Here is a 21,235-nt window from a genome sequence, read left to right as displayed (position 1 = left end):
GCAGGTATCTGACTCTACCCCGCGCGCAAACACAACCTTGACAAGGACCGCCATCGACCGGCTAGGTTAATCGCCATTCGCAAACGATGCGGTTCCGCGGAGGCTGACATGGACCAAGAGGTCACCGGCGAAACCCAGCAGTTGCCCGGTCCCGAATCGGTCACCTGGCAGCACTTCGCCGCCACGCCCGGAATCTTTCTGGCCGGTACCGGACTGCTCCTCCAAGTCGCCCACCCGGTCGTCGGCGCGGGCGTGCTCGAACACTCCGACTTCCGCCACCACCCGTGGCGACGCGCGTGGAACACCCACATCTCGACACTGCGGTTCGTCCACGGCATGGGAAACGGCGCGCACGCCGAGGGACGCAGGTTGTTCGAACTGCACAAGCAGATCAAGGGCGTGGACCAGCGGGGGCGTCGCTACCACGCGCTGAACCCGCAGGCGTACGCCTGGGTTCACCTGACACTGGCGAAGTTCATGGTGGACACCGCGGCCACGTTCGGCACCCCGATGACGGAGTCCGAACTGGAGACGATGTGGACGGAGTTCCGGGCCATCGGCGCGGCGCTGGGGATCAAGGGCCATCACCTGCCCGCCACCTGGCGGCAGGCCGAGGAACTGTTCGCGGAAACCGTCCGCGACACCCTGGAGGCCAACCAGAGCACCACCGACGTGCTGGAGGCCCTCACCAGGCCCACCAAACCGTCCCGTTTCCTGCCGGACCCGCTGTGGTGGTTGGTGGCCACCCCCGCGGGAAGGCTGGTGCGGCTCACCACGGTGGGCACCCTGCCTCCGGTGCTGCGGCAGCGGATGAACCTGACCTGGACCGAGCGCGACCAGCGCAGGCTGGATCGGCTCGCCCGGCTTGTCGGTGGAGTGCACCGCAGGCTGCCGCAACCGCTGCGCTACGCGCCCATCGCCTACGTGATCATGCGCAGGGAACGCAAGCGGCGCCGCGGGCAGCGGCAAGGCGGGCACGCGAGTCCGCAGGCGGCGTGATGGCCTTGGAAACGCCATCCGCGCGCGGGCCGGTTACCGACGCGCTCAACCAGGCCGGGCTGCTGCTCGCCTTCTCGGTACGCGCGATGGCTGCGACCTTCCGGGTGCTGGCCAAGCGAAAGTTCTCCTGGCGGGAACTCCTCGAGCAGGCGTGGTTCCTCGCGTCGGTCACCACGATGCCCGCACTGCTGGTGACGATCCCGCTCGGCGTCGTGGTCGCCCTCAACGTCGGTTCGATGGCGGGCCAGCTCGGCGCCGAGGGCTACGGCGGTGCCGTCGTCGCTTTCGTCATCGTCGCGCAGGCCTCGCCGCTCATCTGCGCGCTGATGATCTCCGGTGTCGGCGGCTCGGCCATGTGCGCCGACCTCGGCGCGCGCACCATCCGCGAGGAGGTCGACGCGCTCGAGGTGATGGGCATCTCGGCGGTGGAACGGTTCGTGGTGCCCCGCCTTGTCGGCGCGGTGCTGGTGACGACAGCACTGGCGTGCCTGGTGATGGCCGTCGGCATCAGCGTCAGCTTCGCCTTCCAGGTCGTGGTGCTCGGTGACTCGCCGGGCAGCTTCCTCGGGATGCTGACGCAGTTCTCCCGCGTCACCGACTTCGCCGTCGCCGAGGTGAAGGCCGCGGCTTTCGCGGTGCTGGCGACCCTGGTGTCCTCCTTCAAGGGACTCACCGCGAAGGGTGGGCCGCGCGGCGTCGGCGACGCGGTCAACGAGGCCGTGGTGATGTCGTTCATCCTGGTGTTCGTCGCCAACACCGTGATCACGGAGCTGTACTCGGCGATCGTGCCCGCGCGGGGTGAGTACTGATGCCGGCCAGAACGCTCGCCGTGAACTCCGCGATGGCGGTGCGGCCCGCCATCGACAGTTTCGTCGGGCTCGGCAGGCACGCCACCTTCTACGGCAGCGCCGTGCTGTATCTGCCTGCGGCACTGGCCCGCTACTGGCGGCACGTGATCCGGCACATCAGCGAGATCAGCTTCGGCTCGGCGTCGTTGCTGGCGGGTGGCGGAACGATCGGCGTGGTGTTCGCCATGTCCGCCGTGGCCAGTACCCAGATCGGGTTGGAGGGCTATCGGGGGCTGGAGCTGATCGGCCTGTCCCCGATGACCGGGCTGATGTCGGCACTGATCAACACCCGCGAGATCGCTCCCGTCGTGGCGAGCGTGGCGCTCGCGGCGAAGGTCGGTACCAGCTTCACCGCACAGCTGGGTGCGATGCGAATCTCCGACGAGATCGACGCGCTGGAGGCCATGGCGGTGCCTTCACTGCCGTTCCTGGTGAGCACCCGGATGGCCGCGGCGTTCGTGTCGGTGATCCCGCTGTATCTGGTCGGACTGTTCGCCTCCTACGCGGCGACGAGCCTGGCCGTGGTGCAGTTCAAGGGACAGTCCAGCGGCACCTACGACTACTACTTCAACCTGCTGCTCACCCCTGGCGACGTGCTGTACTCCCTGCTGAAGGCAGTGCTGTTCGCCATGATGATCACGTTGGTGCACTGCGCTCACGGCTACTACGCCACCGGTGGGCCCGAAGGTGTCGGCAAGGCCGCGGGCAGGGCGCTGCGCACCAGCATCGTGTCGGTGGCCGTGCTGGACGTGTTGCTGTCCATCGCGTTCTGGGGCATCCGGCCCACGCTGCCGGGGATCGGATCGTAGCCATGGCGAAGCGGGTGCGTGCGGAACCGAACAGGGCCACGCTGGCCGTGCGCGGCATCGCCATGGCGGCACTGCTCGCCACCGGGGCCGTCGCCGCCGTGGTGGCGGGCGGCGACGTGGTCGATTCGCGGGCCGTCGTGAGCGCGACGCTGCCGTCGTCGGCGGGCACGATCCGCGACGACTCGCCGGTGCAGTACCGCGGCGTCGTCGTCGGCAGGCTGGCCGGCGTCGAGAGCGGCACCGACGGCGCCCGGTTGAAGCTGCGGATGGAACCCGACCTGCTGCGGCGGGTTCCGGCGAACGTGACGGTGCGGTTGCTGCCGCGCACGGTGTTCGGGGACCAGTATCTGGACCTCGCCGTGCCTGAGGGCGCGCGGCCCGAGGGCTCGCTGGCCGACGGCGCGCACCTGGCCCCTGACGAGTCCCGGCGCACCGTCGCGCTCTACGACGCCTACTCGCGGCTTTACGACCTGATCGACGACCTCAAGCCGGCGCAGTTGAAGGTCGCGCTCACCACCGTGGCCGACACCCTGCGCGGCAGGGGCGCCAGGATCGGCGAGCTGATCGACCAGGCCGCCGAAACGGCTCGCGACGCGTCACCACTCGTGGACGATCTCGGCGAGGACCTCACAACGGCCGCGGGCATCGCACGGGACCTGTCGGCGGCCTCGCCCGAACTGCTGCGTTCCCTCGACGACGCCGTCGCGCTGTCGCGCACCGTGGTGGCAGAACGGGAGTCGCTGTCGGCGGTACTCTCCGCCGGAATCGACCTGTCCAGCCGCTCGGAGCGGTTCCTGGCAGACAACGCAAGCCGGTTCATCCAGCTCACGCACGCCACCGGGCCGCTGTCGGAGGCACTTTCGCGGCACCCGGGTGCCCTTTCCGACACCATGGATGCCGCGAACCTCTTCCTCGACGGCGCCAACCGCACCTTCGCCACCGGCGTGTTCAACATCGAGGCGGGCCTCACTCTCGACCAGCCCTACCCCTACACCGCGGCCGACTGCCCTCGCTACCCCGGGATGGAGGGCCCCAACTGCGGTGCCGCCCGCAGGCCGCGGCCGCCGCTGCCGCTGCCCGGCGGCACGGCCGGACCGGTCGGCAGCGAGCTGGAACGGTCACAGCTTCGCGAACTGGCTCCGCTGTTGCCCGGCACCGGTCCACGGCAGTCCAGACAGGACGATTCAGGCGACCTCCTCTCGCTGCTGCTCGGCCCCATGGTGCGGGGAAACCGGGTGGTGGTCCGGTGAGGAAGCTGACCCCCACACTGCTGAAGCTGGCCGCGTTCGGCGTGGTGTGCGCGCTGTCGGCGGTACTGGTGATCAACACGTTGACCGATCCGGTGCCCGGCCGCACCGCCACCTACCACGCGGTGTTCACCGACGCGCAGGGACTCGTTCCAGGAGCCAACGTGACCGTAGCGGGGGTCCGCGTCGGCAAGGTGACCGACCTGGAACTTCTGGACGGGCAGGCGCGGGTCACCTTCGAGATCTCCGCCGAGCAGCGCGTGCCCCTGGACGGCCTCGCGGTGATCCGCTACGCCGACCTGCTCGGTGCCCGCCACCTTTCGCTGACCGATGGCACGGGCCAGCTGCCCGAGGGATCGACGATCCCGGTGCAACGCACCAGGCCCGCGCTGGATCTGACCGCGCTGCTCGGCGGCTTCAAGCCGCTCTTCGACACCATCGACCCCAAGCAGGTCAACACCCTGGCCTCGGAGATCCTCGCCGTTTTCCAGGGTGAGACCACCTCGCTGGACAAGTTGCTCGCCACCGTCGTCTCGTTGACGGAGACGCTCGGCAGCCGAGATCAGGTGCTCGGCGAGGTGCTGACCAACCTCACCGGCGTGCTGGACACGATGACACAGCACAGGGACGACCTTCGCGCGCTGATCACCAGCCTCGCAGACCTGACATCGTTCGCGGCCGAGTCCCGGCAGCAGATCGCCTCCGCGCTGGACAGCGGAGCCGAGCTGGCCGACTCGCTGACCCGGTTGCTGGGTGACATCGAGCCGGGGCTGTCGCGGGACGTGCGCTCGCTGAAGTCGCTCACCAAGACCATGGTGGACAACGAGCGGGATTTCGAGGCGCTGGTACGCGACCTTCCCGAGTTCTCCACCACGCTCGGCCGCACCCTCGACTACGGCTCGTGGGTCAACATCTACGTGTGCAACCTCGGCCTCTACATCGGGGGCGAACCCTTCAAGCTCGACGCCGGCCCGCACTCGGAGGTCTGCCGATGAGTGTCCTTCGCCGCCTGCGCGCCAAGGGCCCCGCTTTCGACGGGGCGGTGGGGGCGATCGTGCTCCTGCTGCTGCTGGCCACCGCCGTCGCCGTGCCGAGGCTGGCGTTCCAGACCGCAACCCTCGGCTACGCCGCGGAGTTCGGCAACGCCGCGGGGTTGACCGAAGGCGACCAGGTGTACGTCGCGGGAGTCCCAGCGGGCCGGGTCACCGGCGTGCGGCTGGCAGGCGACCGGGTGCACGTGGAGTTCCGGCTCGACCGCGAGCAGCCGCTTGGCGAGACCACCAGTGCCGCGGTCAAGCTCGCCACCGTGCTCGGCACCCGCTACCTCAGCGTGTCGCCCGCCGGGCCTGGCGAGCTGCCCGAGGGCGGCACCATCCCGCTGGAGCGCACCCGGGTGCCGTACAGCCTCAACGACCTCGCCACCCAGGCCGTCGACACCACCGAGCAGCTCGACCTGGCCCAGCTTCGGAAACTCGCCACCGCCGTGCAACGGCAGTCGCCCGACGGCGAACTGCTCGGCCGCGCGCTCGACGGGATAAACCGCGCGACCGGGATCATCGCCGAGCGCGACGAGGAGTTCCAGCGGCTGCTGTCCGGGGTGCGGACCCTCACCGGTTCCCTGGTGGACCAGCGCGACACACTCACCGCGCTGCTCGGGGACGCCAGGCTGGTCGCGGAGGTGCTGAGCGAGCGAAGGGGCACGATCCGGGCGCTGATCCGAGACGTCAACGAACTCACCACGGCACTCGACGAACTGCTGCGGGACAACGAACCACTGCTCGACCCGCTGCTTTCGGACCTGCACTCCATCACGGCCACCCTCAGCCGCAACGAGCGCGACATTTCCGAGACGCTGCGGCTGCTCGGGCCGGGCAGCCGCTACCTCGCCAACGCGTCGGGCAACGGCCCGTGGGGTGATGTCGCTGGGCCCGCCGGTCCGCTGCCCGACAACCTGCTGTGCCTCGTCGCTCTGCTGGAGGGCTGCCGATGAACCGCAACGGCCCGATCCGGCGCATCACCCGGGGTGTCGCGATCGCCTGCGTGCTCGCGCTGGCGGCAGGCGTCGCCTGGCATGTCCTGCTGCGCCCGGAATCGGAGTCGCGCGTGTCCGCGGAGTTCCCCTCCGCCGACGGGATCTTCCCTGGCAGCAGAGTGGCGATCCTTGGCGTGCCACTGGGCACGGTGGAAAGTGTCGAGCCTCGCGGCAGCCGGGTGCGGGTCACCATGACACTGCCCGGCGACGTGGCCATACCCGAGGGCGTGCATGCCTACATCATGAGTCCGGCCGTGATCAGCGATCGGTTCGTCGAGCTGTCCCCCGCCTACACCGGGGGCCCAGAACTGCCCGACGGGGCCGGCATTCCCGTCGAGCGCGCCCACGCTCCGATCAAGTGGGACGAACTGGCCGCCTCGCTCGACCAACTGCTGGACGCGCTGGGCCCCGACAAGACCGGAGCGGGTGGCATCGGGGCGCTGGTCAGTGCCACCGCGGACACCGTCGGCGGAAACGGGCAGCGCTTCCGCGACGCGATCCACAACATCGCGCAGGCCAGTGACCTGGTGGCGGCGCAGACTCCCGACATCGGGGCCGTGCTCGATAACGTGGAGTCACTCAGCAGGCTACTCGTCGAGCATCGATCCACAGTAGACACGGTGACCGACACCGTCTCCGCGGCCGCGGCCGACTTCGCCGAGCAGCAGGACGCGGTGGCGGCCTCGGTGGAGCACATCTCCCGCGCGCTGGGCACGCTCGGCAGGCTGCTGCGCGAACACGGTGACCAACTGTCCGGTGACCTGTCCAAGCTCACCGACGTGAGCACCACGCTCGTGGCGCGGCAGCGGGAACTCGCCGAAACCCTGGACACCCTGCCGCTGGCACTGCAGAACTTCGGGCTCGCGGTCAAGGACAACCGGCTGCGCATCCGGCTGGACGTCTCGACGAACCTGAGCCAGTTCCCCACGACCGCGAAGCTGTGCAGGCAACTCCCGCTGCCGTTGTGCGAGGGCGCGGGCGTTGTCAACCCGATTCCGTTCCCGCCGAGGATTCCCGACGCGCTCGGCCTGGACGGCGCGATGAACGGGGGTGGCGGATGAGGCGGGCTACCCGCGCCGTCGTCGCACTGCTCGCGGCGGCCTCGACGACCTCCGGCTGCGCGTTCAGCCTGCAGAACGCGGCGAGCCTCGGCGGTGGTGGCGACGACACCTACCGGGTGACGGCGGTCTTCACCGACGCGCCGAGGCTGCCGCTGGGCGGCACCGTCCGCGTCGGGCAGGCCACGGTCGGCCGGGTCGCCGCCATCAGCACCGAGAATTTCCGCGCGCGGGTGGAGCTGGAACTGGATTCGCGGGTGCGGCTGCCCGCTGGAACCCGGGCCCGGCTGGAACTCACCTCCGCACTGGGCGAGGAGTTCGTGCTGTTGCGGCCGCCGCCGCGGCCGAACGGGCAGGCCACCCTAGAGCAGGAACCGGTCATCCCGCTCGCACGCACTTCGCGTGGCCCTGACGTGGAGAGCACCCTCGCCGCGGTGGGAACGCTGCTCAACGGCTCCGGCATCGACCAGGCTCGCACGATCGTCAACGAGGCCAACGCCATGCTCTCCGGTCGCGCCGACACGGTCAGCGAACTGCTGGCGCGGTTGGACCGCGTGCTGGCCACGCTTGACGACCACAGTGACCAGATCGTCGACGTGGTCGACTCGATGCACGCCGTGTCGGGTCAGCTCGCCCGGAGCACACCCACGCTGGAAGCCGCGCTGACCGAAATCCGGCCCGCCCTCGACACCCTGCTCGCCGAGCGCGAGCGGTTCTCCCGGTTGCTGCGCTCGGTTTCCTCGCTCGGTGAGAACGCCGCAGGGCTGATCGACGAGACCGGCACGGCGCTGACCGAGCAGCTGCACCAGCTACGGCCGTTGCTGAACGAACTCGGTGCGCTCGACGACGGGCTCGGCAAGACGCTCACCGACGCGCGGGAGTTCATCAGGCTGCTGCGGCAGGCGACCCCCGGCGACTACCTGATGCTGGACGGCACGATCAACGTGCCGCTCACCGTCGCCGAGATCCTCGACCCCGACCTGGGCGAGGTGCCCTCACCGACGGATGGTGAGCCGCCGCGGCAACCGCCGCGGGGAGACGCCGGACTGTTGCTGGAGGGCGGCACGCGATGAAGAACAGGCTGGCGCTGGCGCAACTCGCGCTGTTCCTCGTGATCGGTGTGGCATGCAGCTTCTACGTCCTTTCCAACGTGCTCGGGCCACGCGCGATCACGGGCGGGCTGACCGTCACCGTCCGGATGCCCGACACCGGAGGGCTCACCGCGCAGTCCCAGGTCACCTACCGCGGCGTCAGCGTTGGCGAGGTAGTGGACGTCCAACTCGACCCGGAGGCAGCCGGTGTGCGGGTGCGGCTGGAGCTCGACGCCGGCACCCGCATCCCGCGCGTCACCACCGCCGTGGTGACACAGGAGACACCGATGGCGATCGTTCGCCTCGATCTGCGTCCCAGCGACGAGGACCCGCCCTACCTTCGCGACGGCAGCGTCATTCCGGGACAGCACACCCGCAGGCCACTGCCGCTGGAGCGGCTGCTGGTGGACTTCATGGAGGTCGCCGACAGCCTGCCTGCCGAGGACGTCGCCGTGATCGGCGACGCGCTGGCTACCGGGCTCAACGGCGCGACCCCGGAGCTGATCCGCATCCTGGACAACACCGAGACGCTGCTGCGGTTCGCCGACGAGCGAACACCGCAACTGCGTCGGCTCGCCGACAACGGCAGGCAGCTGCTGGGCGACAGTGGCGACCGGCTGCGCAGGATGGCGACCGCGATGCGGCAGTTCACCGGCGCCGTGCGCGAGCAGGAGCCCGCGATCCGCAACCTGCTGCACGACGTTCCCGACCCGGCACGCCGGGTGGCGCGGATGATGACCGAGAACCAGCCCGCGCTCACCACCCTGCTCGGCAACCTGGTGACCACCGCTCAGCTGGTGAGTGTGCGCGCCCCCGCCGTGGAACAGACGTTGATCTCGCTGCCGGACACACTGACCAAGCTGGGCAGCATCGTCGAAGGTGACACGGCGAACTTCTACCTCATCGCCACGCAGGGTCCGGTCTGCTTCAACGAGACCCCAAGGCGCACCCCGACCGACACCGAGCCCCGTGAACCCGACCTGACGTGGCACTGCCCTCCTGGGCCGGACCTCGCGCAGCGTGGTGCCGCGAACGCGCCACGCCCCGACAGCTCACCTTCCGAGCAACCGCCCGCGCCCGAGAACCGGTCCTACGACCCGGGTTCGGGGCTGCCGTTGCCGTTCGACGTCGGCAGCAGTGGCGGGCAGCAGGGTGTGCTCGGCCCACGTTCCTGGTCCTCGATCCTGCTACAGGGAGTGCAATGATGAGTCGCGCCCGCCCAACCGACCAGCGCCCCTCGCCCTGGCCCCGTTCCGGGGGTGAGAACGAGAACGCCGAACAGTCCGAACGCGACACCGAGGCGGCCACGGACACCACCGAAACCACGGAGAGCGCGGACAACACGCAGAGCACGGAGAACACGGAGACCGGCAGCGCCGACTCCACCGACTCCACCGACTCCGCGGCAGAGGAGCCCGACCCGGTTTCGAGCGGGGCACGGCGGTCACGCCTGCGTCCCAGGGCGCTGCTGGCCGCACTGCTGGTCGCCGCGGTGCTCGGCGGCACGGGCTACCTGGCGTGGGAATACTTCTCGCTGCGCTCCCAGGAGGCCGCGCGCACGCAGGCCATGGACGCGGCGAGCAGGTTCGCCGCGAACCTGTCCTCCTACGATTTCAACAAGCTGCAAGAGAACTTCAGCGGGGTCACCGAGGACGCCACACTCCGATTCGCTCAGCAGTACGAGCAGGTGGGCAGCAAGCTCACCGAGCTGATCAAGAAGCACCAGGCGGTGTCCAAGGGTGAGGTGGTGGCCTCGGGGGTGCAGTCCTTCGAAGAGGACAGGGCCGTCGTGGTGCTCTTCGTGGACCAGACGATCACCAACACCAACAGCCCGCAACCACGGATCGACCGCAACCGGATGCGGATGACGTTGGTGCGGCAGGACGGCCGCTGGCTCGTCGACGACGTCGCGCTGCTTTGAGCAGCGAACCCGGCCAGGAAAGAAGGAGCGAACAATGGTCGATCAGGTCACGGCGTCCGATGTGTGGCGCGAGGTGAGTGAGTGGACGATTCCCACGCTGCTGCGCCGAAACGCCGAGGAGTACGGCGAGCTTCCCGCGCTGACGTCCGGTGTCGGCGAGGACGCGGAAACGCTGAGCTGGCGGGAGTTGCACGACCGGGTCGCCGCCGCGGCGCACGGGCTGTCCTCGGCAGGCCTGCATCGCGGCGACCGCATGTTGATCGACTGCTCCAGCAGGCCGCAACACTGGGTGGTCGATTTCGCCGCGGTGCACCTCGGCGCGATCCCGTGCACCACCTACGCCACGCTGAGCACCGAGCAGGTCCGGCACGCCGCCACGCACAGCGCCGCCACCGTGGTGGTGCTGGAGGGCGCCTCACAGCTGCGGCGCTGGCGGCCCGTACTGGACTCGCTTTCGGCGTTGCGTGCCGTGGTGATGCTCGACGACTCCGCCATTCCGGAAGGTGACGCGAGGTTCATCAGCTACGCCGACCTGCTCGCCGCGGGCGCGCAGCTGCACGGCCGGGACCCGGATGCGGTGCGGGACTGGGCGGAAACGGTCGACCAGGACGACCCGGTCGCCATGATCTACACCTCGGGCACCACCGGTGACCCCAAGGGTGTCGTGCTCAGCCACAACAACGTGCTGTACCAGTGTGCGGCACAGGAGCTGATCCAGCCCGCGCCCGCCAACCCCAGGCTGGTGGCGTATCTGCCGCTCGCCCACATCGCCGAACGGGTACTCGGCATGTACCTGCCCACGTTCAGCGCCGCGCATGTCACCGTGTGCCAGGACCCGGCCGCGCTGCCCGCGACGCTGCAGGCCGTGCGGCCACACGGGTTCTTCGGTGTTCCCCGGGTGTGGGAGAAACTCTCCGCCGGGGTGCAGGCAGTGCTGGCCGCGCTGGCCGAGGAGCAGCGGGCCGGCATCGACGCGGCGAGGCAGGCCGCGGCGAAGGCCTACGCGATCAGGGCGGACGGCGGCGAGCTGCCCGCCGAACTCGCCGACAAGCTGCGGCAGGCGGACCAGGCAGCGCTGCGACCGTTGCGGGAGAAGCTGGGGCTCGGCGAAGCCGTGCGGCTGGGCAGTGGCGCGGCACCCATTCCCGCCTCGGTGCTGGAGTTCTTCGGCAGCCTCGGGATGACGATCATGGAGGTGTGGGGCCTTTCGGAAACCACGGGCGCGGCAACCACGAACTTCCCCGACCGCTACCGCGCGGGCACGGTCGGCCTGCCCACCCCCGGCATGGCCGTGAAGCTGGCCGAGGACGGGGAGGTGCTGGTGAAGGGGCCACTGGTGTTCCTCGGCTACCTGCAGGCCGACGGCCGCGTCGAGCCCGACGTCGACTCCGGCGGCTGGCTGGCCACCGGCGACATCGGCACATTGGACGGGGACGGGTTCCTCACCATCACCGACCGCAAGAAGGAACTCATCATCACCTCCAGCGGTAAGAACATCGCGCCCAGCAAGGCGGAGGGACTGCTGCGCACCCACCCGCTGATCGGGTACGCCGCGGTGATCGGCGACAACCGGCCCTACCTCACGGCACTGCTGACTCTGGACGAAGAGGTGGCGCCCGCCTGGGCGAAGGCAGCGGGCATCGAGGCGACCGACGTGAGCGAACTGGCCAAGCACCCCCGGGTGCTCGCCGAGATCGAGACCGCCGTGCGTACCGCCAACGAGCAGCTGTCACGACCGGAGCAGGTCAAGAAGTTCCGCGTCCTGCAACGGCCGTGGACCCCCGAGTCCGGCGAACTGACCCCGACCATGAAGTTGAAGCGCAGGGTGATCGGGCAGGTCTACGCCGGCGAGATCAGCGAGTTGTACACCGAGGAGGCAGCGAAGTGAGTCGCGAACTGACCCAGGAACAGCAGGCTTTTGTCGAGGCGGTAGCCGACTTCTGCCGAAGGGAGGTGGGTAGCGCCACCGAGTTCCCGCACGACCCCGGCCTGTACGGCAAGATGGCGGAGCTGGGCTGGCTCGGCATCACGATGCCGGAACAGTACGGCGGCTCCGGGCAGGGCATGGCCGAGCTGGTGCTCTTCCTTGAGCAGACCGGCTACTGGCAGGCGCCCATCAGCGGCTTCGCCACCTCGGTCATCGCCGCTGCGGCGTACGAGAAGTTCGGCAGTGACGCCCAGAAGGAGCGGGTGCTCACCGACTTCGTCAACGGCAAGGTGCTGTCCATCTCCATGTCGGAGCCGGGCGCCGGTTCGGACGTGGGCGCGCTGACCTGCCGTGCCGAGAAGCGTGACGGCGGCTGGGTCGTCAACGGTCAGAAGACCTGGTGCTCCAACGCGCACATCGCCGAGCACATCCTGCTCGTGGCCCGTACCTCCACCGGGGGCGGCAAGCACGAGGGCCTGACCATGTTCAACGTGCCAGCGAAGACGGCGGGGCTGGAGATCAAGGGTATCGAGACCATGGGCGGCAAGGAGGTCAACGACCTCTACTTCACCGACTGCGGGCTCGGCGAGGACGCCGTGGTCGGCGTCGAAGGCCGCGCGTGGCCGCAGCTCATGGCAGGGCTGAACATCGAGCGGATGATCCTGGCTGGCAACATGCTCGGCGTCGGAAGGCGCGCCTTCGACAACACGCTGTCCTACGTCAAGCAGCGCGAGCAGTTCGGCCGCCCGATCGGCAAGTTCCAGGCCCTGCGGCACCGCATCGCCGACCACGCCACCGAACTGGAGTGCACCAACCTGCTCGTGCACGACGTCGCGCGCAGGATGGACGCCAACCCCGGCGAACTGTTCCCTCGCGAGGCCTCGATGGCCAAGCTCAAGGCCACCGAGTTCGCCAAGGCGATGGCGCTGGACGGCATGCAGATGCTGGGCGGCTACGGCTACGCCACCGAGTACGGCATGGAACGGCTGGTGCGCTCCACCGTGGTTTCCACCATCTACGGCGGGACGAGCGAGATCCAGCGCGACATCATCGGCAAGACGCTCGGCTTGTGAACCGGCGTCACCGTCCGCGCAGCAGGCCGTAGTCGCCGTCGTAGCGGCGGTACAGCACCGTGCCCCTGCCCGTTTCGGTGTCCTTGAAGAACCGGAACGGCAGGTCGGTGCAGGTCGAAAGCCACGTGGTAGCCGTGTCGGTGGTCTCGCTGGGCACCGGGTGCACGTTCACGGTCAGCGGGACATCCACCGGTGCCGTCGGCGGGGCGAGCGAGCGCAGCCTCGCCAGCCGGTAGCCGGTGGGCCCGATGCGGAACACGATGCTGTCCTCACCGGTCTCGTCGTCGACGAAGAGATGGAAGTCGTAGTCCATCACGTCCATGGTGCGCGCCGCCTCGCCGGGGTGGCACCGGGTGAGCTGGTAGCTCTTGTCTCGCACGATCCTCGGCGCGGCAGGCTGCTGCGACCACCACCGTGCCGCCGGTGTGCCCTGCCAGGGCCGGGCGTGGCCCGCACCGGCCAGCCGCGCCAGGTGTTCGCGCAACCGTTGCCGCGCCAGCTTGCCCGCTTCGGGGAGGAAGGCGGCGGCCACCTGTGCCCGCACCCCGATACCCCCCACGGTGAGGTTGGCCTGAACGAGTGCGGGCACCGGCGCACTGGGCCGGGTGAACGCGGTCAACTTCAATCTGGCCTGCGTGACGCTGTCCGGCAGCCGCCGCGCTAGCGCCGCGAGCTGGCCACGTACGTATTCGCGTGCGCTTTCGACGACCTCTCCCCTTGTCTCCACCACGATGTCCGCAGGCCCGCCTGCCCGGCCGATCCGCACCTGTTCGCCTCCTCACCTATGTCCCGCCAGGCGACAATCTGGCCGAAAGACCCGGCGTGAGGTAGGGGACAAAGTCCCGCGCGAAGCGGTCAGCGCGCGACGTGGGTCACACCGGACAGCCGCGCGAAGTGCCCGTCGCGCGCCACCAGATCCGGGTGACGACCCCGCTCGACCACCCGGCCGCGGTCGAGAACGACGATCTCGTCGACCTCGGCCAGCCCGCGCAGCGTATGGGTGATCAGCAGCACGCCGCGTTGCGTCGTGGCGTCGAGCATGTCTGCGATGAGTTCGTCCGCCGTGCCGGGGTCGAGGTGCGCGGCCGGCTCGTCCAGCACGAGGAACCGGGCGTTCGACAGCAACACGCGCGCCAGCGCGATGCGTTGCCGCTGCCCGCCGGATACAAGCGAACCGTGCTCACCGACGTCGGTCTCCAGGCCGTCCGGCAAGGACCGCACCCAGTCCAGTGCCCGTGCGCGACGCAGCGCGTCCTCGACCTCGGCCCGCCCGGCTTCGGGCCGCGCCAGCCGCACGTTCTCGCCGATCGTGGTGTGGAACAGGTGGGCCTGCTGGCCCGCGAGCGTGACCAGCCTGCGCACGTCGTCCTGCGCGTAGCGGGTGAGGTCGCGGCCGTCGAGGGTGACGGTTCCGGCGTCGGGGTCGCGAAACCGCACCAGCAACGCCGCCAGTGTCGACTTGCCCGCGCCGCTGGCACCGACGAGCGCCACCCGGCGGCCAGGTCGAAGCTCCAGATCGACGCCGTCGAGCACCCACGGCCCGTCCTGGGCGTAGCGCACGCGCACGTCCGTTACCCGAAGCAACTCACCGGCGGGCGGTGGCAGCGGCCGCGCGGGCTCACGCACGGGCGGCTCCCGGTCGGTGAGCTCCAGCAGCCGGCTGGCCGCGCCCGCCGAGCCCGCGAGGTGCCTTGCCGACTCCGGCAGCGGGCGGACGGCCTCGAACGCGGCGGTCGCCAGCAGCGCCACCGCCGCGAGCAGCACACCAGGCAACGTGCCCGCCTCGGTGGCGGCCACACCCGCCACGAGCACCGCGACTGTCGTCAGCCCGGTGAGCACGTCCACCGCACCCTCGGCGAGGCCGCCGCCGAGCGCGTCGACGCGCGTGATCCTGCCCAGTGCCGCGTCGGCCGCGCCGACCCGGCGTAGTTGCTCGCCTTCGCGCTCGTGGATGATCAACTCGGGGGCGGATTCCAGTAACTCGACCACCTCCGTGGACAGCCGCGCCCTCGCGGTGGACTGCCTGCGGGCGGCCACGCGCGCCAACGCCGCCGTGGCCAGTGGCAGCCCGAAAGCCGCCAGCAGGAGCCCCACCGCCAGCCACACCCCGGCCGCGGGCAGCAACAGCGCCGCCGCCGTGACCGCACCGGCAGCCACCACGAGTGCCACCAGCGGCGGGGCGAGACCACGAAGGTAAAGGTGCTGCACGGCGTCGACGTCGGCGACGAAGCCGCTGAGCAGGTCACCCGTCCTCGCGCCCGGAAGCCCGGAGGGAACCAGCGGCTCCAGCCGCCGGAAGAACCGTACCCGCAGCCTGCGCAGCAGCCGCAGGGCGGCGTCGTGGGAGACGAGCCGCTCGGCGTAGCGGAAAACGGCGCGCGCGAGGCCGAAGGCTCGTACGGCGGTGATGACCACCGCCAGCGAGAGGATGGGCGGTTGCAGCGCGGCCTGCGAGATGAGATAGCCGGAGGTCGCCAGCAGCGCGACCGCCGAGCCCACGGCCAGCGCACCGAGCAGTGCGGCGAGCCAGAACCGGCGCGCCAGTGGGCGGGCAAAGCCCAACATCCTCCACAGTGGATTGCTTCTCACGATGTCACCGCCCGCTGTGGCTGCCGTGCCCGGCCGTCTCTCAGTTCGACCACGCGGTCGGCCACGCCGAGCAGGTCGGCGTCATGGGTCGCGGCGAGGACGGTTCGGTGGGCGGGCAGCTCTCGCAGCGTCGCGGCCACCACGGCGGCCGAGGCCGGGTCGAGATGTGCGGTCGGCTCGTCCAGCAGGGTCAGCGAGACGTCTCGGCCGAGCGCGCGAGCCAGCGCCAGCCGCGACACCTCCCCCGACGACAGGCCCGCCCCGTCCTCGCCAACCGAGCGTTCCAGCAGATCGCCCACCCCGAGGCGCTCGGCGATCCGCGGTCCGCCGTCACACAGCACCGCGTCGCGCACCGCGCCGGGCCGCAGCCGGGGCCGCTGCGGCAGCCAGGTCAGCAGCCGCCGCCATTCGCGGGGATCGAACTCGCGCAGGTCCACCCCGTCCACCGTGATCCGGCCCGCCACCGGGTCGGCGAACCGCAGCAACAGCGCCAGCAGCGTCGTCTTGCCCGCTCCGCTCGCGCCAACCAGCGCGACCCGCTCCCCCGGCCGCAGCTCGAAGTTCACCCCGTCCAGCACCGTGCCCCTGCCGGGGTAGGCGGCGACCACGTCCTCGAACCGCACCACGCCGAAACGCGGCGGGCGGGCCGGCTCCGGCACGGCGACGGCGGGACGTCGCCGTAGCAGGTCGAGCAGGCGCGACGCGGCGGTCACCCCGTCGGCGCTGGCGTGGAAGTCGGACGCCACGGCGCGCAGCGGGCCGTACAGCTCCGGCGCCAGCAGCAACACCATCAGTGCGGGCTGCAGGGTCAGCCCGCCTGCCACCAGCCGGATACCGATCTCTGCGGCGATCAGCGCCGTCCCCACGGTGGCGGCCAGTTCCAGCACGAACGCCGACAGGAAGCCGACCCGCAGCACCCCCATCGTCTCGCGCCGGTAGGCCTGCGTTGTGTCGGCGATACCGCGTGCCTGCGCCACCCCGCGCCGGTGCACCCGAAGCGTGGTGAGCCCGGACACCACGTCGAGGAAGTGCGCGCTCATCCGCGCCAGCGCCTGCCAGCGTGCGCGGGTTCTGGCCTGTGTCAGTTTCCCGATGAGCACGCCGAAGACCGGGATCAGCGGCAGCGTCACCAGCATCACCAGTGCCGAAGGCAGGTCGTGGACGGCGACCCATACCAGGATCGCCGTCGGTGCGAGTACGGCCAGCCACAGCCTCGGCAGGAACCGCGCGAAGTACGGCTCGAGCGCGCTGGTGCCCTCGGTGGTGGCGGTCGCCACCTCCGCGGTCGGCACGTCTCCGGGCGTGGTCCGTACCACGTGCGCCAGTACCCGCGCACGAAGCTCCCGCGCGACGCGCTGCGCGGCCAGGTTGCCGCCGCTGTCCAGCGCCCACGTGAGCGCCCCGCGTACCAGCGCGAGACCACCGAAGGCGAGAAGCGCGGGCAGCAGTGTCGCCACGCCGCTGCCTTCGAGGAACGCCGCCACCACGATATGGGCGAACAGCACCGCCTGTGCGATCGTGACCGCCACCGACAACGCGGCGAGCAGCCCGGCCAACACCAGGAACCGCCGTGCGCTCGGCGCGTGCCGCAGCAGTCGCGGATCGACCACCCGCATCGGCGGCTACCGCCCGGTTCCCGGTTGCCCACCGGGTTCGCCGTCGGTGGTGTCGGTGGTGTCGGTGCTGTCGGTGCTGTCGGTGGCGCCGCGGTCACTCGCGCCGCCTCCGAGCGGGCCACGACGCAACAGGTCCGCCGCGCTGGGCGGGTCGGCGAAGTCGTCCCTGCTGAACCGGGCGCGGAACACTCGCAGCGCCCACGCCTGGTATGCCAGCACGATCGGCACGAAGATGATCGCCACGATCGTCATCGCGACGAGGGTGTACCTGCTGGAAGCGGTGGAGAAGACCGTGGGGCTCTGCACACCAGGGCTGGCGGAGACGAGCACCCTGGGGTACAGCCACACCAGCAGTGAGGCCACAAGCAGCAGGATGGCCGCCGAGGTCGCCGCGAACGCGCTGCCCGCGCGCCGCAGCCACACCAGCGGGCCCGCGGCGACACCGGCGAGAAAGGTGGCGCTGATCAGCGCCAGCACGAGGATGTTCTGCGGGTCGGGCGAGGCGGCCCGCACCCCCGTCCAGGCGAGGAAGCCGGTCAGCAAGGCGGCGGCGGCAGGCCAGCACAACAACGCCGCGCGACGTGACCGGACCTCGAGCTCGTCACGCGTGCGCAGGGTGAGGAACAGCGCGCCGTGCAGCAGGAACACCGCCACGAACGTCAGCCCGGCGAGCACGGCGTAGCCACTGAACAGCGCGGCCGGACCCACCGTGATGAGCCCGTCGGCGTCCATCTCAAGCCCGTTCAGCATCCCCGCGAACAACACACCGAAGAGGAAGGACGCCAGCAGGCACGAGATCGGCATCGCCACGTCCCAGGTGCGCCGCCAGCTACCGCCGGTGTGTTTGTTGCGGTACTCGATCGCCACACCCCGCACGATGAGCGCCACCAGGATGCCGAACAGCGGCAGGTAGAAGCCCGAGAACAGGCCCGCGTACCAGCCGGGGAACGCGGCGAACATCGCGCCGGCCGCCACGATGAGCCACACCTCGTAGCTGTCCCACACCGGCAGGATCGTGGCCAGCAACGCGTGCCGTTCGGGATCGTCCCTGCCCAGGAACGGGTACAGCATCCCGATACCGAAGTCGAAACCCTCCAGCACGAAGAAACCGATCCACAGCACGGCGATCAGCACGAACCACAGCGTTTCCAGGTTGAGCAGTCCAGGGTCTGCGACCATTCGCGGTAACTCTCTTCGTCAGTACAGCATCGGCGGCAGCGGCGCCTTCGTGGACGCGCCTTCGAACTTCTCCTCCGGACCCTTCTTCACCGCCCTGGTGATCAACCAGACCTCCACGGCACCGAGGATCGTGTAGGCGAGCGTGAACCCGACGAGGGTGAACACCACGGACGAGACGCCGACGTAGGGCGAGACCGCTTCCCTGGTGAACAGCAGGCCCTGCACGATCCACGGCTGGCGGCCCATCTCGGTGAACAGCCAGCCCGCCGTCGCGGCGATGAAGGGAGTGGCCAGGAACAGGTAGGCCCAGGTGTGGAACCGGCGCGCTCGCTCCAGTGGCCTGCCCTTCCGCGTCAGCCACAGCCCGACGGCGCTGAAGATCAGTACGGCGAACCCGATCGTGATCATGACTCGCCAGGTCCAGTAGATGGTGCCGATGATCGGTGTGTAGTCACCGGGGCCGTACTGCTGCCGGTACTCCTGCTGCACCTCGTTGATGCCCTTGATCCGCCCGTCGACACTGTTGGTGGACAGCACCGACAGCGCGTACGGCAGTTCGATGTTCACGTCGACGCGCTCGGGGCGCTTTTCCCACGGCCCCACCGCGAACAGCGACAGCGGGGCCGGTGAGGCGGATTCGTACAGCGCCTCGGCGGCGGCGATCTTCATCGGCTGCACGTCGGTGAGGATCTGCGCCTGGAAGTGGCCAGCGCCGATGGCGACCACGGACGACACGAACGTCACCAGCAGCGCGTTCCTGCCGACCGCCCGGAACAGCCGTACGTCCTTACCACGCCGCAGCCAGTAGACGGCGACGGCGAGCACCAGCAGCCCCGCCGTGATGAGCGCGATCGCGAGGGTGTGCACGAAATGCCACACCTGCAACGGCTGGAAGAACACTTGTGCCAGCGACACCATCTCGGCCCTGTCCTCGGTGACCCTGGTGCCGACCGGATTCTGCATCCACGAGTTGGCCGCGAGGATGAAGTAGGCCGACGCGGTGGTGCCGATCGCGACGAGCCAGATCGTGGCCAGGTGCAGTTTCGGCCTCAGCCGGTCCCACCCGAAGATCCACAACCCGATGAAGGTGGACTCGAGGAAGAAGGCCACCAACGCCTCGATGGCCAGCGGCGCGCCGAAGACGTCACCGACGTAGCGGGAGTACAGCGCCCAGTTCATCCCGAACTGGAACTCCTGCACGATGCCGGTGACGACCCCGAGCGCGAAGTTGATCAGAAAGAGCTTGCCGAAGAACCGGGTGGCGCGCAGGTAGCGCTCCTTGCCGGTGCGCTGCCACGCGGTCTGCATACCCGCGACGAACCAGGCCATCCCGATGGTCACGGGCACGAACAGGAAGTGGTAGACGATGGTGACCCCGAACTGCCAACGGGCGAGGTCGAGCGCATCCGAGGTCACAGCCGGGCACCCCCACACGGTCGACGAGGCTCGCGGGTCTGCAAGCAGGATCGGTCGCTTCGGCTCGCTCCGCAGCACGCCGCGCTGCGGCCACCGGGTTCTCCGGCGAATTACACCCGGCCGTGGGACAGCCGTTGGTCCGTCGCAGGTGTACCGCTCGAGGTGGAGCGGCCTGCCCCGCATGCGTCTACGGTGGACTCGTGGACTCCCGTTCGGACTTCTACGGCGTGCTGCGCGAGGTGATCGCGCAGGCGCATCTCGCGAGTGGAAGCGACCTGCCGTGGATACTCACCAACGCGGCGGCGAAGGTCGGTATGGAAGCCGAGCTCTACCTGGCTGATGTCCCGCAGCGCGACCTGCATCCGGTACGCGCCGACCTCGCCGAGTCGGTGTCGATCGAGAGCACGCTGGCGGGTAGGGCGTTCCAACTGGTGGAGTTGCTGGCCGCCACCGACGAACGCACCCGGCGGCCGATACTGTGGGTCCCGGTGCTGGATGGGGCGAGCAGGCTGGGGGTGTTGCAGCTCCTGCTGCCGGAGCGGACCGATCCCACGGACCGGCGGCTACGCGAACACTGTTGGGCGCTGGCCGGGCTGCTCGGCACGGTGTTGGTCACCAAGCTGCCTTTCAGCGACTACCTGCACCGCATTCGCAGGCCCAGGCCGTTGACGGTGTCGGCGGAGTTGCTGTGGCAACTGCTGCCCCCGCGCACGTTCGCGTGCAGGGACATGACCATCAGCGCCACCGTGGAGTACTACGACGAGGCAGGCGGCGACGGCTTCGACTACGCGGCCGACAACGAGGTGGGCGACGTGGCGGTGTTCGACGCCACCGGGCACGACCTGCTCGCCGGAACGGTGTGCTCGCTGGCGATGGCTGCGACCCGCAACGCGCGCAGGCGGGACGCGTCGCTGCCCGCAATCGCCGCCCGCGCCGACGAGGTGCTGCGCGGCAACGCGCCGGAACGCAGGTTCGCCACCGCGGTGCTGGCACGGCTGCGGCTGGACACCGGCGTGCTGTCCTACCTCAACGCGGGTCACCCACCGCCGGTGCTGCTGCGCGCGGGCAAGGCTCGCAAGACGCTGGACGGGGGCAGGCGGCTGCCGCTCGGCCTGCGGCACCTGGACGACACCGAGACCGAGCCCGCCACCGAGCGGCTGGAACCGGGCGACCGGGTGCTGCTCTACACCGACGGGGTGATCGAGGCTCGCGACGACGCGGGTGAGCAGTTCGGGCTCGACCGGCTGACCGACCTGGTGGAGCGGCACAGCGCCGCCGGGCTGCCCGCGCCCGAAACGCTGCGGCGGCTCAGCCACGCCGTGCTCGACCACCAGCAGGGGCAACTCCGCGACGACGCCACGCTGGTACTACTGGAGTGGCCGACCCCGGACACTCCCCCACTCCTGCCCGCACTCACCTGACCGCGCGAG

General features: G+C 70.0%; 18 protein-coding genes. 13 read left to right on the top strand and 5 right to left on the bottom strand.

The genetic code is table 11. The features are described 5' to 3' along the window. Positions 1-108: 108 nt before the first annotated feature. The 12 genes from FHU38_RS11895 to FHU38_RS11840 are packed head-to-tail and all read left to right on the top strand — an operon-like array spanning position 109 to position 13,005. On the top strand, positions 109-999 hold the full coding sequence (locus FHU38_RS11895; protein ID WP_167170230.1) for an oxygenase MpaB family protein: 891 nt from the start codon (positions 109-111) through the stop codon (positions 997-999). After that, positions 999-1,808, top strand: a complete 810-nt coding sequence (locus FHU38_RS11890) for an MlaE family ABC transporter permease (protein ID WP_167175982.1) — start codon at positions 999-1,001, stop codon at positions 1,806-1,808. The genes FHU38_RS11895 and FHU38_RS11890 overlap by 1 nt, the downstream gene beginning before the upstream one ends. Continuing rightward, positions 1,808-2,656 carry an MlaE family ABC transporter permease gene (locus FHU38_RS11885; RefSeq protein WP_167170227.1) on the top strand — a complete coding sequence of 283 codons (849 nt, stop codon included), beginning with the start codon at positions 1,808-1,810 and terminating at the stop codon, positions 2,654-2,656. The genes FHU38_RS11890 and FHU38_RS11885 overlap by 1 nt, the downstream gene beginning before the upstream one ends. A gap of 2 nt (positions 2,657-2,658) precedes the next feature. Continuing rightward, positions 2,659-3,906 (top strand): MCE family protein, encoded by a 1,248-nt coding sequence (locus FHU38_RS11880; RefSeq protein ID WP_167170224.1) that lies wholly within the window; start codon positions 2,659-2,661, stop codon positions 3,904-3,906. Next, positions 3,903-4,898 (top strand): MCE family protein, encoded by a 996-nt coding sequence (locus FHU38_RS11875; protein WP_167170221.1) that lies wholly within the window; start codon positions 3,903-3,905, stop codon positions 4,896-4,898. The genes FHU38_RS11880 and FHU38_RS11875 overlap by 4 nt, the downstream gene beginning before the upstream one ends. Continuing rightward, the gene (locus tag FHU38_RS11870; protein ID WP_167170218.1) at positions 4,895-5,893 is read left to right on the top strand and encodes an MCE family protein; all 999 of its coding nucleotides are present in this window, start codon (positions 4,895-4,897) and stop codon (positions 5,891-5,893) included. The genes FHU38_RS11875 and FHU38_RS11870 overlap by 4 nt, the downstream gene beginning before the upstream one ends. Continuing rightward, entirely contained in the window at positions 5,890-6,996 is a 1,107-nt protein-coding gene (locus FHU38_RS11865; protein WP_167170216.1) for an MCE family protein, read from the top strand. The genes FHU38_RS11870 and FHU38_RS11865 overlap by 4 nt, the downstream gene beginning before the upstream one ends. Continuing rightward, positions 6,993-8,066, top strand: coding sequence for an MCE family protein (locus FHU38_RS11860; protein WP_167170213.1), 1,074 nt, complete (start codon positions 6,993-6,995; stop codon positions 8,064-8,066). The genes FHU38_RS11865 and FHU38_RS11860 overlap by 4 nt, the downstream gene beginning before the upstream one ends. Continuing rightward, positions 8,063-9,289 carry an MlaD family protein gene (locus FHU38_RS11855; protein WP_167170210.1) on the top strand — a complete coding sequence of 409 codons (1,227 nt, stop codon included), beginning with the start codon at positions 8,063-8,065 and terminating at the stop codon, positions 9,287-9,289. The genes FHU38_RS11860 and FHU38_RS11855 overlap by 4 nt, the downstream gene beginning before the upstream one ends. Next, on the top strand, positions 9,286-10,005 hold the full coding sequence (locus FHU38_RS11850; RefSeq protein WP_167170207.1) for a hypothetical protein: 720 nt from the start codon (positions 9,286-9,288) through the stop codon (positions 10,003-10,005). The genes FHU38_RS11855 and FHU38_RS11850 overlap by 4 nt, the downstream gene beginning before the upstream one ends. Positions 10,006-10,039: 34 nt before the next feature. Then, positions 10,040-11,893, top strand: a complete 1,854-nt coding sequence (locus FHU38_RS11845; RefSeq protein WP_167170204.1) for an AMP-dependent synthetase/ligase — start codon at positions 10,040-10,042, stop codon at positions 11,891-11,893. Further along, complete coding sequence (locus FHU38_RS11840) at positions 11,890-13,005, top strand: acyl-CoA dehydrogenase family protein (RefSeq protein WP_167170201.1); 1,116 nt, start codon at positions 11,890-11,892, stop codon at positions 13,003-13,005. Before FHU38_RS11845 ends, FHU38_RS11840 begins: the two co-directional genes overlap by 4 nt. A 7-nt stretch (positions 13,006-13,012) precedes the next feature. Here the strand turns inward: FHU38_RS11840 and FHU38_RS27985 are convergent, their stop codons facing one another. The 5 genes from FHU38_RS27985 to FHU38_RS11815 all read right to left on the bottom strand — a co-directional run bounded on the left by FHU38_RS27985 (position 13,013) and on the right by FHU38_RS11815 (position 19,805). Further along, entirely contained in the window at positions 13,013-13,771 is a 759-nt protein-coding gene (locus FHU38_RS27985; protein WP_313886747.1) for a sigma 54 modulation/S30EA ribosomal C-terminal domain-containing protein, read from the bottom strand. Positions 13,772-13,860: 89 nt separating this feature from the next. Continuing rightward, positions 13,861-15,594, bottom strand: a complete 1,734-nt coding sequence (gene cydC / locus FHU38_RS11830) for a thiol reductant ABC exporter subunit CydC (RefSeq protein WP_208415643.1) — start codon at positions 15,592-15,594, stop codon at positions 13,861-13,863. Continuing rightward, on the bottom strand, positions 15,591-17,210 hold the full coding sequence (gene cydD, locus FHU38_RS11825) for a thiol reductant ABC exporter subunit CydD (protein WP_167170197.1): 1,620 nt from the start codon (positions 17,208-17,210) through the stop codon (positions 15,591-15,593). Before cydD ends, cydC begins: the two co-directional genes overlap by 4 nt. Positions 17,211-17,216: 6 nt before the next feature. Then, on the bottom strand, positions 17,217-18,389 hold the full coding sequence (gene cydB, locus FHU38_RS11820) for a cytochrome d ubiquinol oxidase subunit II (RefSeq protein ID WP_167170194.1): 1,173 nt from the start codon (positions 18,387-18,389) through the stop codon (positions 17,217-17,219). 18 nt (positions 18,390-18,407) lie between these two features. Next, positions 18,408-19,805 carry a cytochrome ubiquinol oxidase subunit I gene (locus tag FHU38_RS11815; protein WP_167170190.1) on the bottom strand — a complete coding sequence of 466 codons (1,398 nt, stop codon included), beginning with the start codon at positions 19,803-19,805 and terminating at the stop codon, positions 18,408-18,410. A gap of 200 nt (positions 19,806-20,005) precedes the next feature. Between FHU38_RS11815 and FHU38_RS11810 the strand changes: the two genes are divergently transcribed. Next, positions 20,006-21,226, top strand: coding sequence for a PP2C family protein-serine/threonine phosphatase (locus FHU38_RS11810; RefSeq protein ID WP_167170187.1), 1,221 nt, complete (start codon positions 20,006-20,008; stop codon positions 21,224-21,226). Positions 21,227-21,235: the final 9 nt, after the last annotated feature.

The sequence above is a fragment of the Saccharomonospora amisosensis genome (assembly GCF_011761185.1).
GTDB lineage: Bacteria > Actinomycetota > Actinomycetes > Mycobacteriales > Pseudonocardiaceae > Saccharomonospora_A > Saccharomonospora_A amisosensis.
This window is presented reverse-complemented; position numbering and strand designations above follow the sequence as displayed.

Bases quoted from the DNA above. Each gene is read 5' to 3' on its own strand.
- FHU38_RS11895 (WP_167170230.1), top strand. From the start codon at position 109: ATGGACCAAGAGGTCACCGGCGAAACCCAGCAGTTGCCCGGTCCCGAA.
- FHU38_RS11890 (WP_167175982.1), top strand. From the start codon at position 999: ATGGCCTTGGAAACGCCATCCGCGCGCGGGCCGGTTACCGACGCGCTC.
- FHU38_RS11885 (WP_167170227.1), top strand. From the start codon at position 1,808: ATGCCGGCCAGAACGCTCGCCGTGAACTCCGCGATGGCGGTGCGGCCC.
- FHU38_RS11880 (WP_167170224.1), top strand. From the start codon at position 2,659: ATGGCGAAGCGGGTGCGTGCGGAACCGAACAGGGCCACGCTGGCCGTG.
- FHU38_RS11870 (WP_167170218.1), top strand. From the start codon at position 4,895: ATGAGTGTCCTTCGCCGCCTGCGCGCCAAGGGCCCCGCTTTCGACGGG.
- FHU38_RS11865 (WP_167170216.1), top strand. From the start codon at position 5,890: ATGAACCGCAACGGCCCGATCCGGCGCATCACCCGGGGTGTCGCGATC.
- FHU38_RS11860 (WP_167170213.1), top strand. From the start codon at position 6,993: ATGAGGCGGGCTACCCGCGCCGTCGTCGCACTGCTCGCGGCGGCCTCG.
- FHU38_RS11855 (WP_167170210.1), top strand. From the start codon at position 8,063: ATGAAGAACAGGCTGGCGCTGGCGCAACTCGCGCTGTTCCTCGTGATC.
- FHU38_RS11850 (WP_167170207.1), top strand. From the start codon at position 9,286: ATGATGAGTCGCGCCCGCCCAACCGACCAGCGCCCCTCGCCCTGGCCC.
- FHU38_RS11845 (WP_167170204.1), top strand. From the start codon at position 10,040: ATGGTCGATCAGGTCACGGCGTCCGATGTGTGGCGCGAGGTGAGTGAG.
- cydD (WP_167170197.1), bottom strand. From the start codon at position 17,210: ATGCGGGTGGTCGATCCGCGACTGCTGCGGCACGCGCCGAGCGCACGG.
- cydB (WP_167170194.1), bottom strand. From the start codon at position 18,389: ATGGTCGCAGACCCTGGACTGCTCAACCTGGAAACGCTGTGGTTCGTG.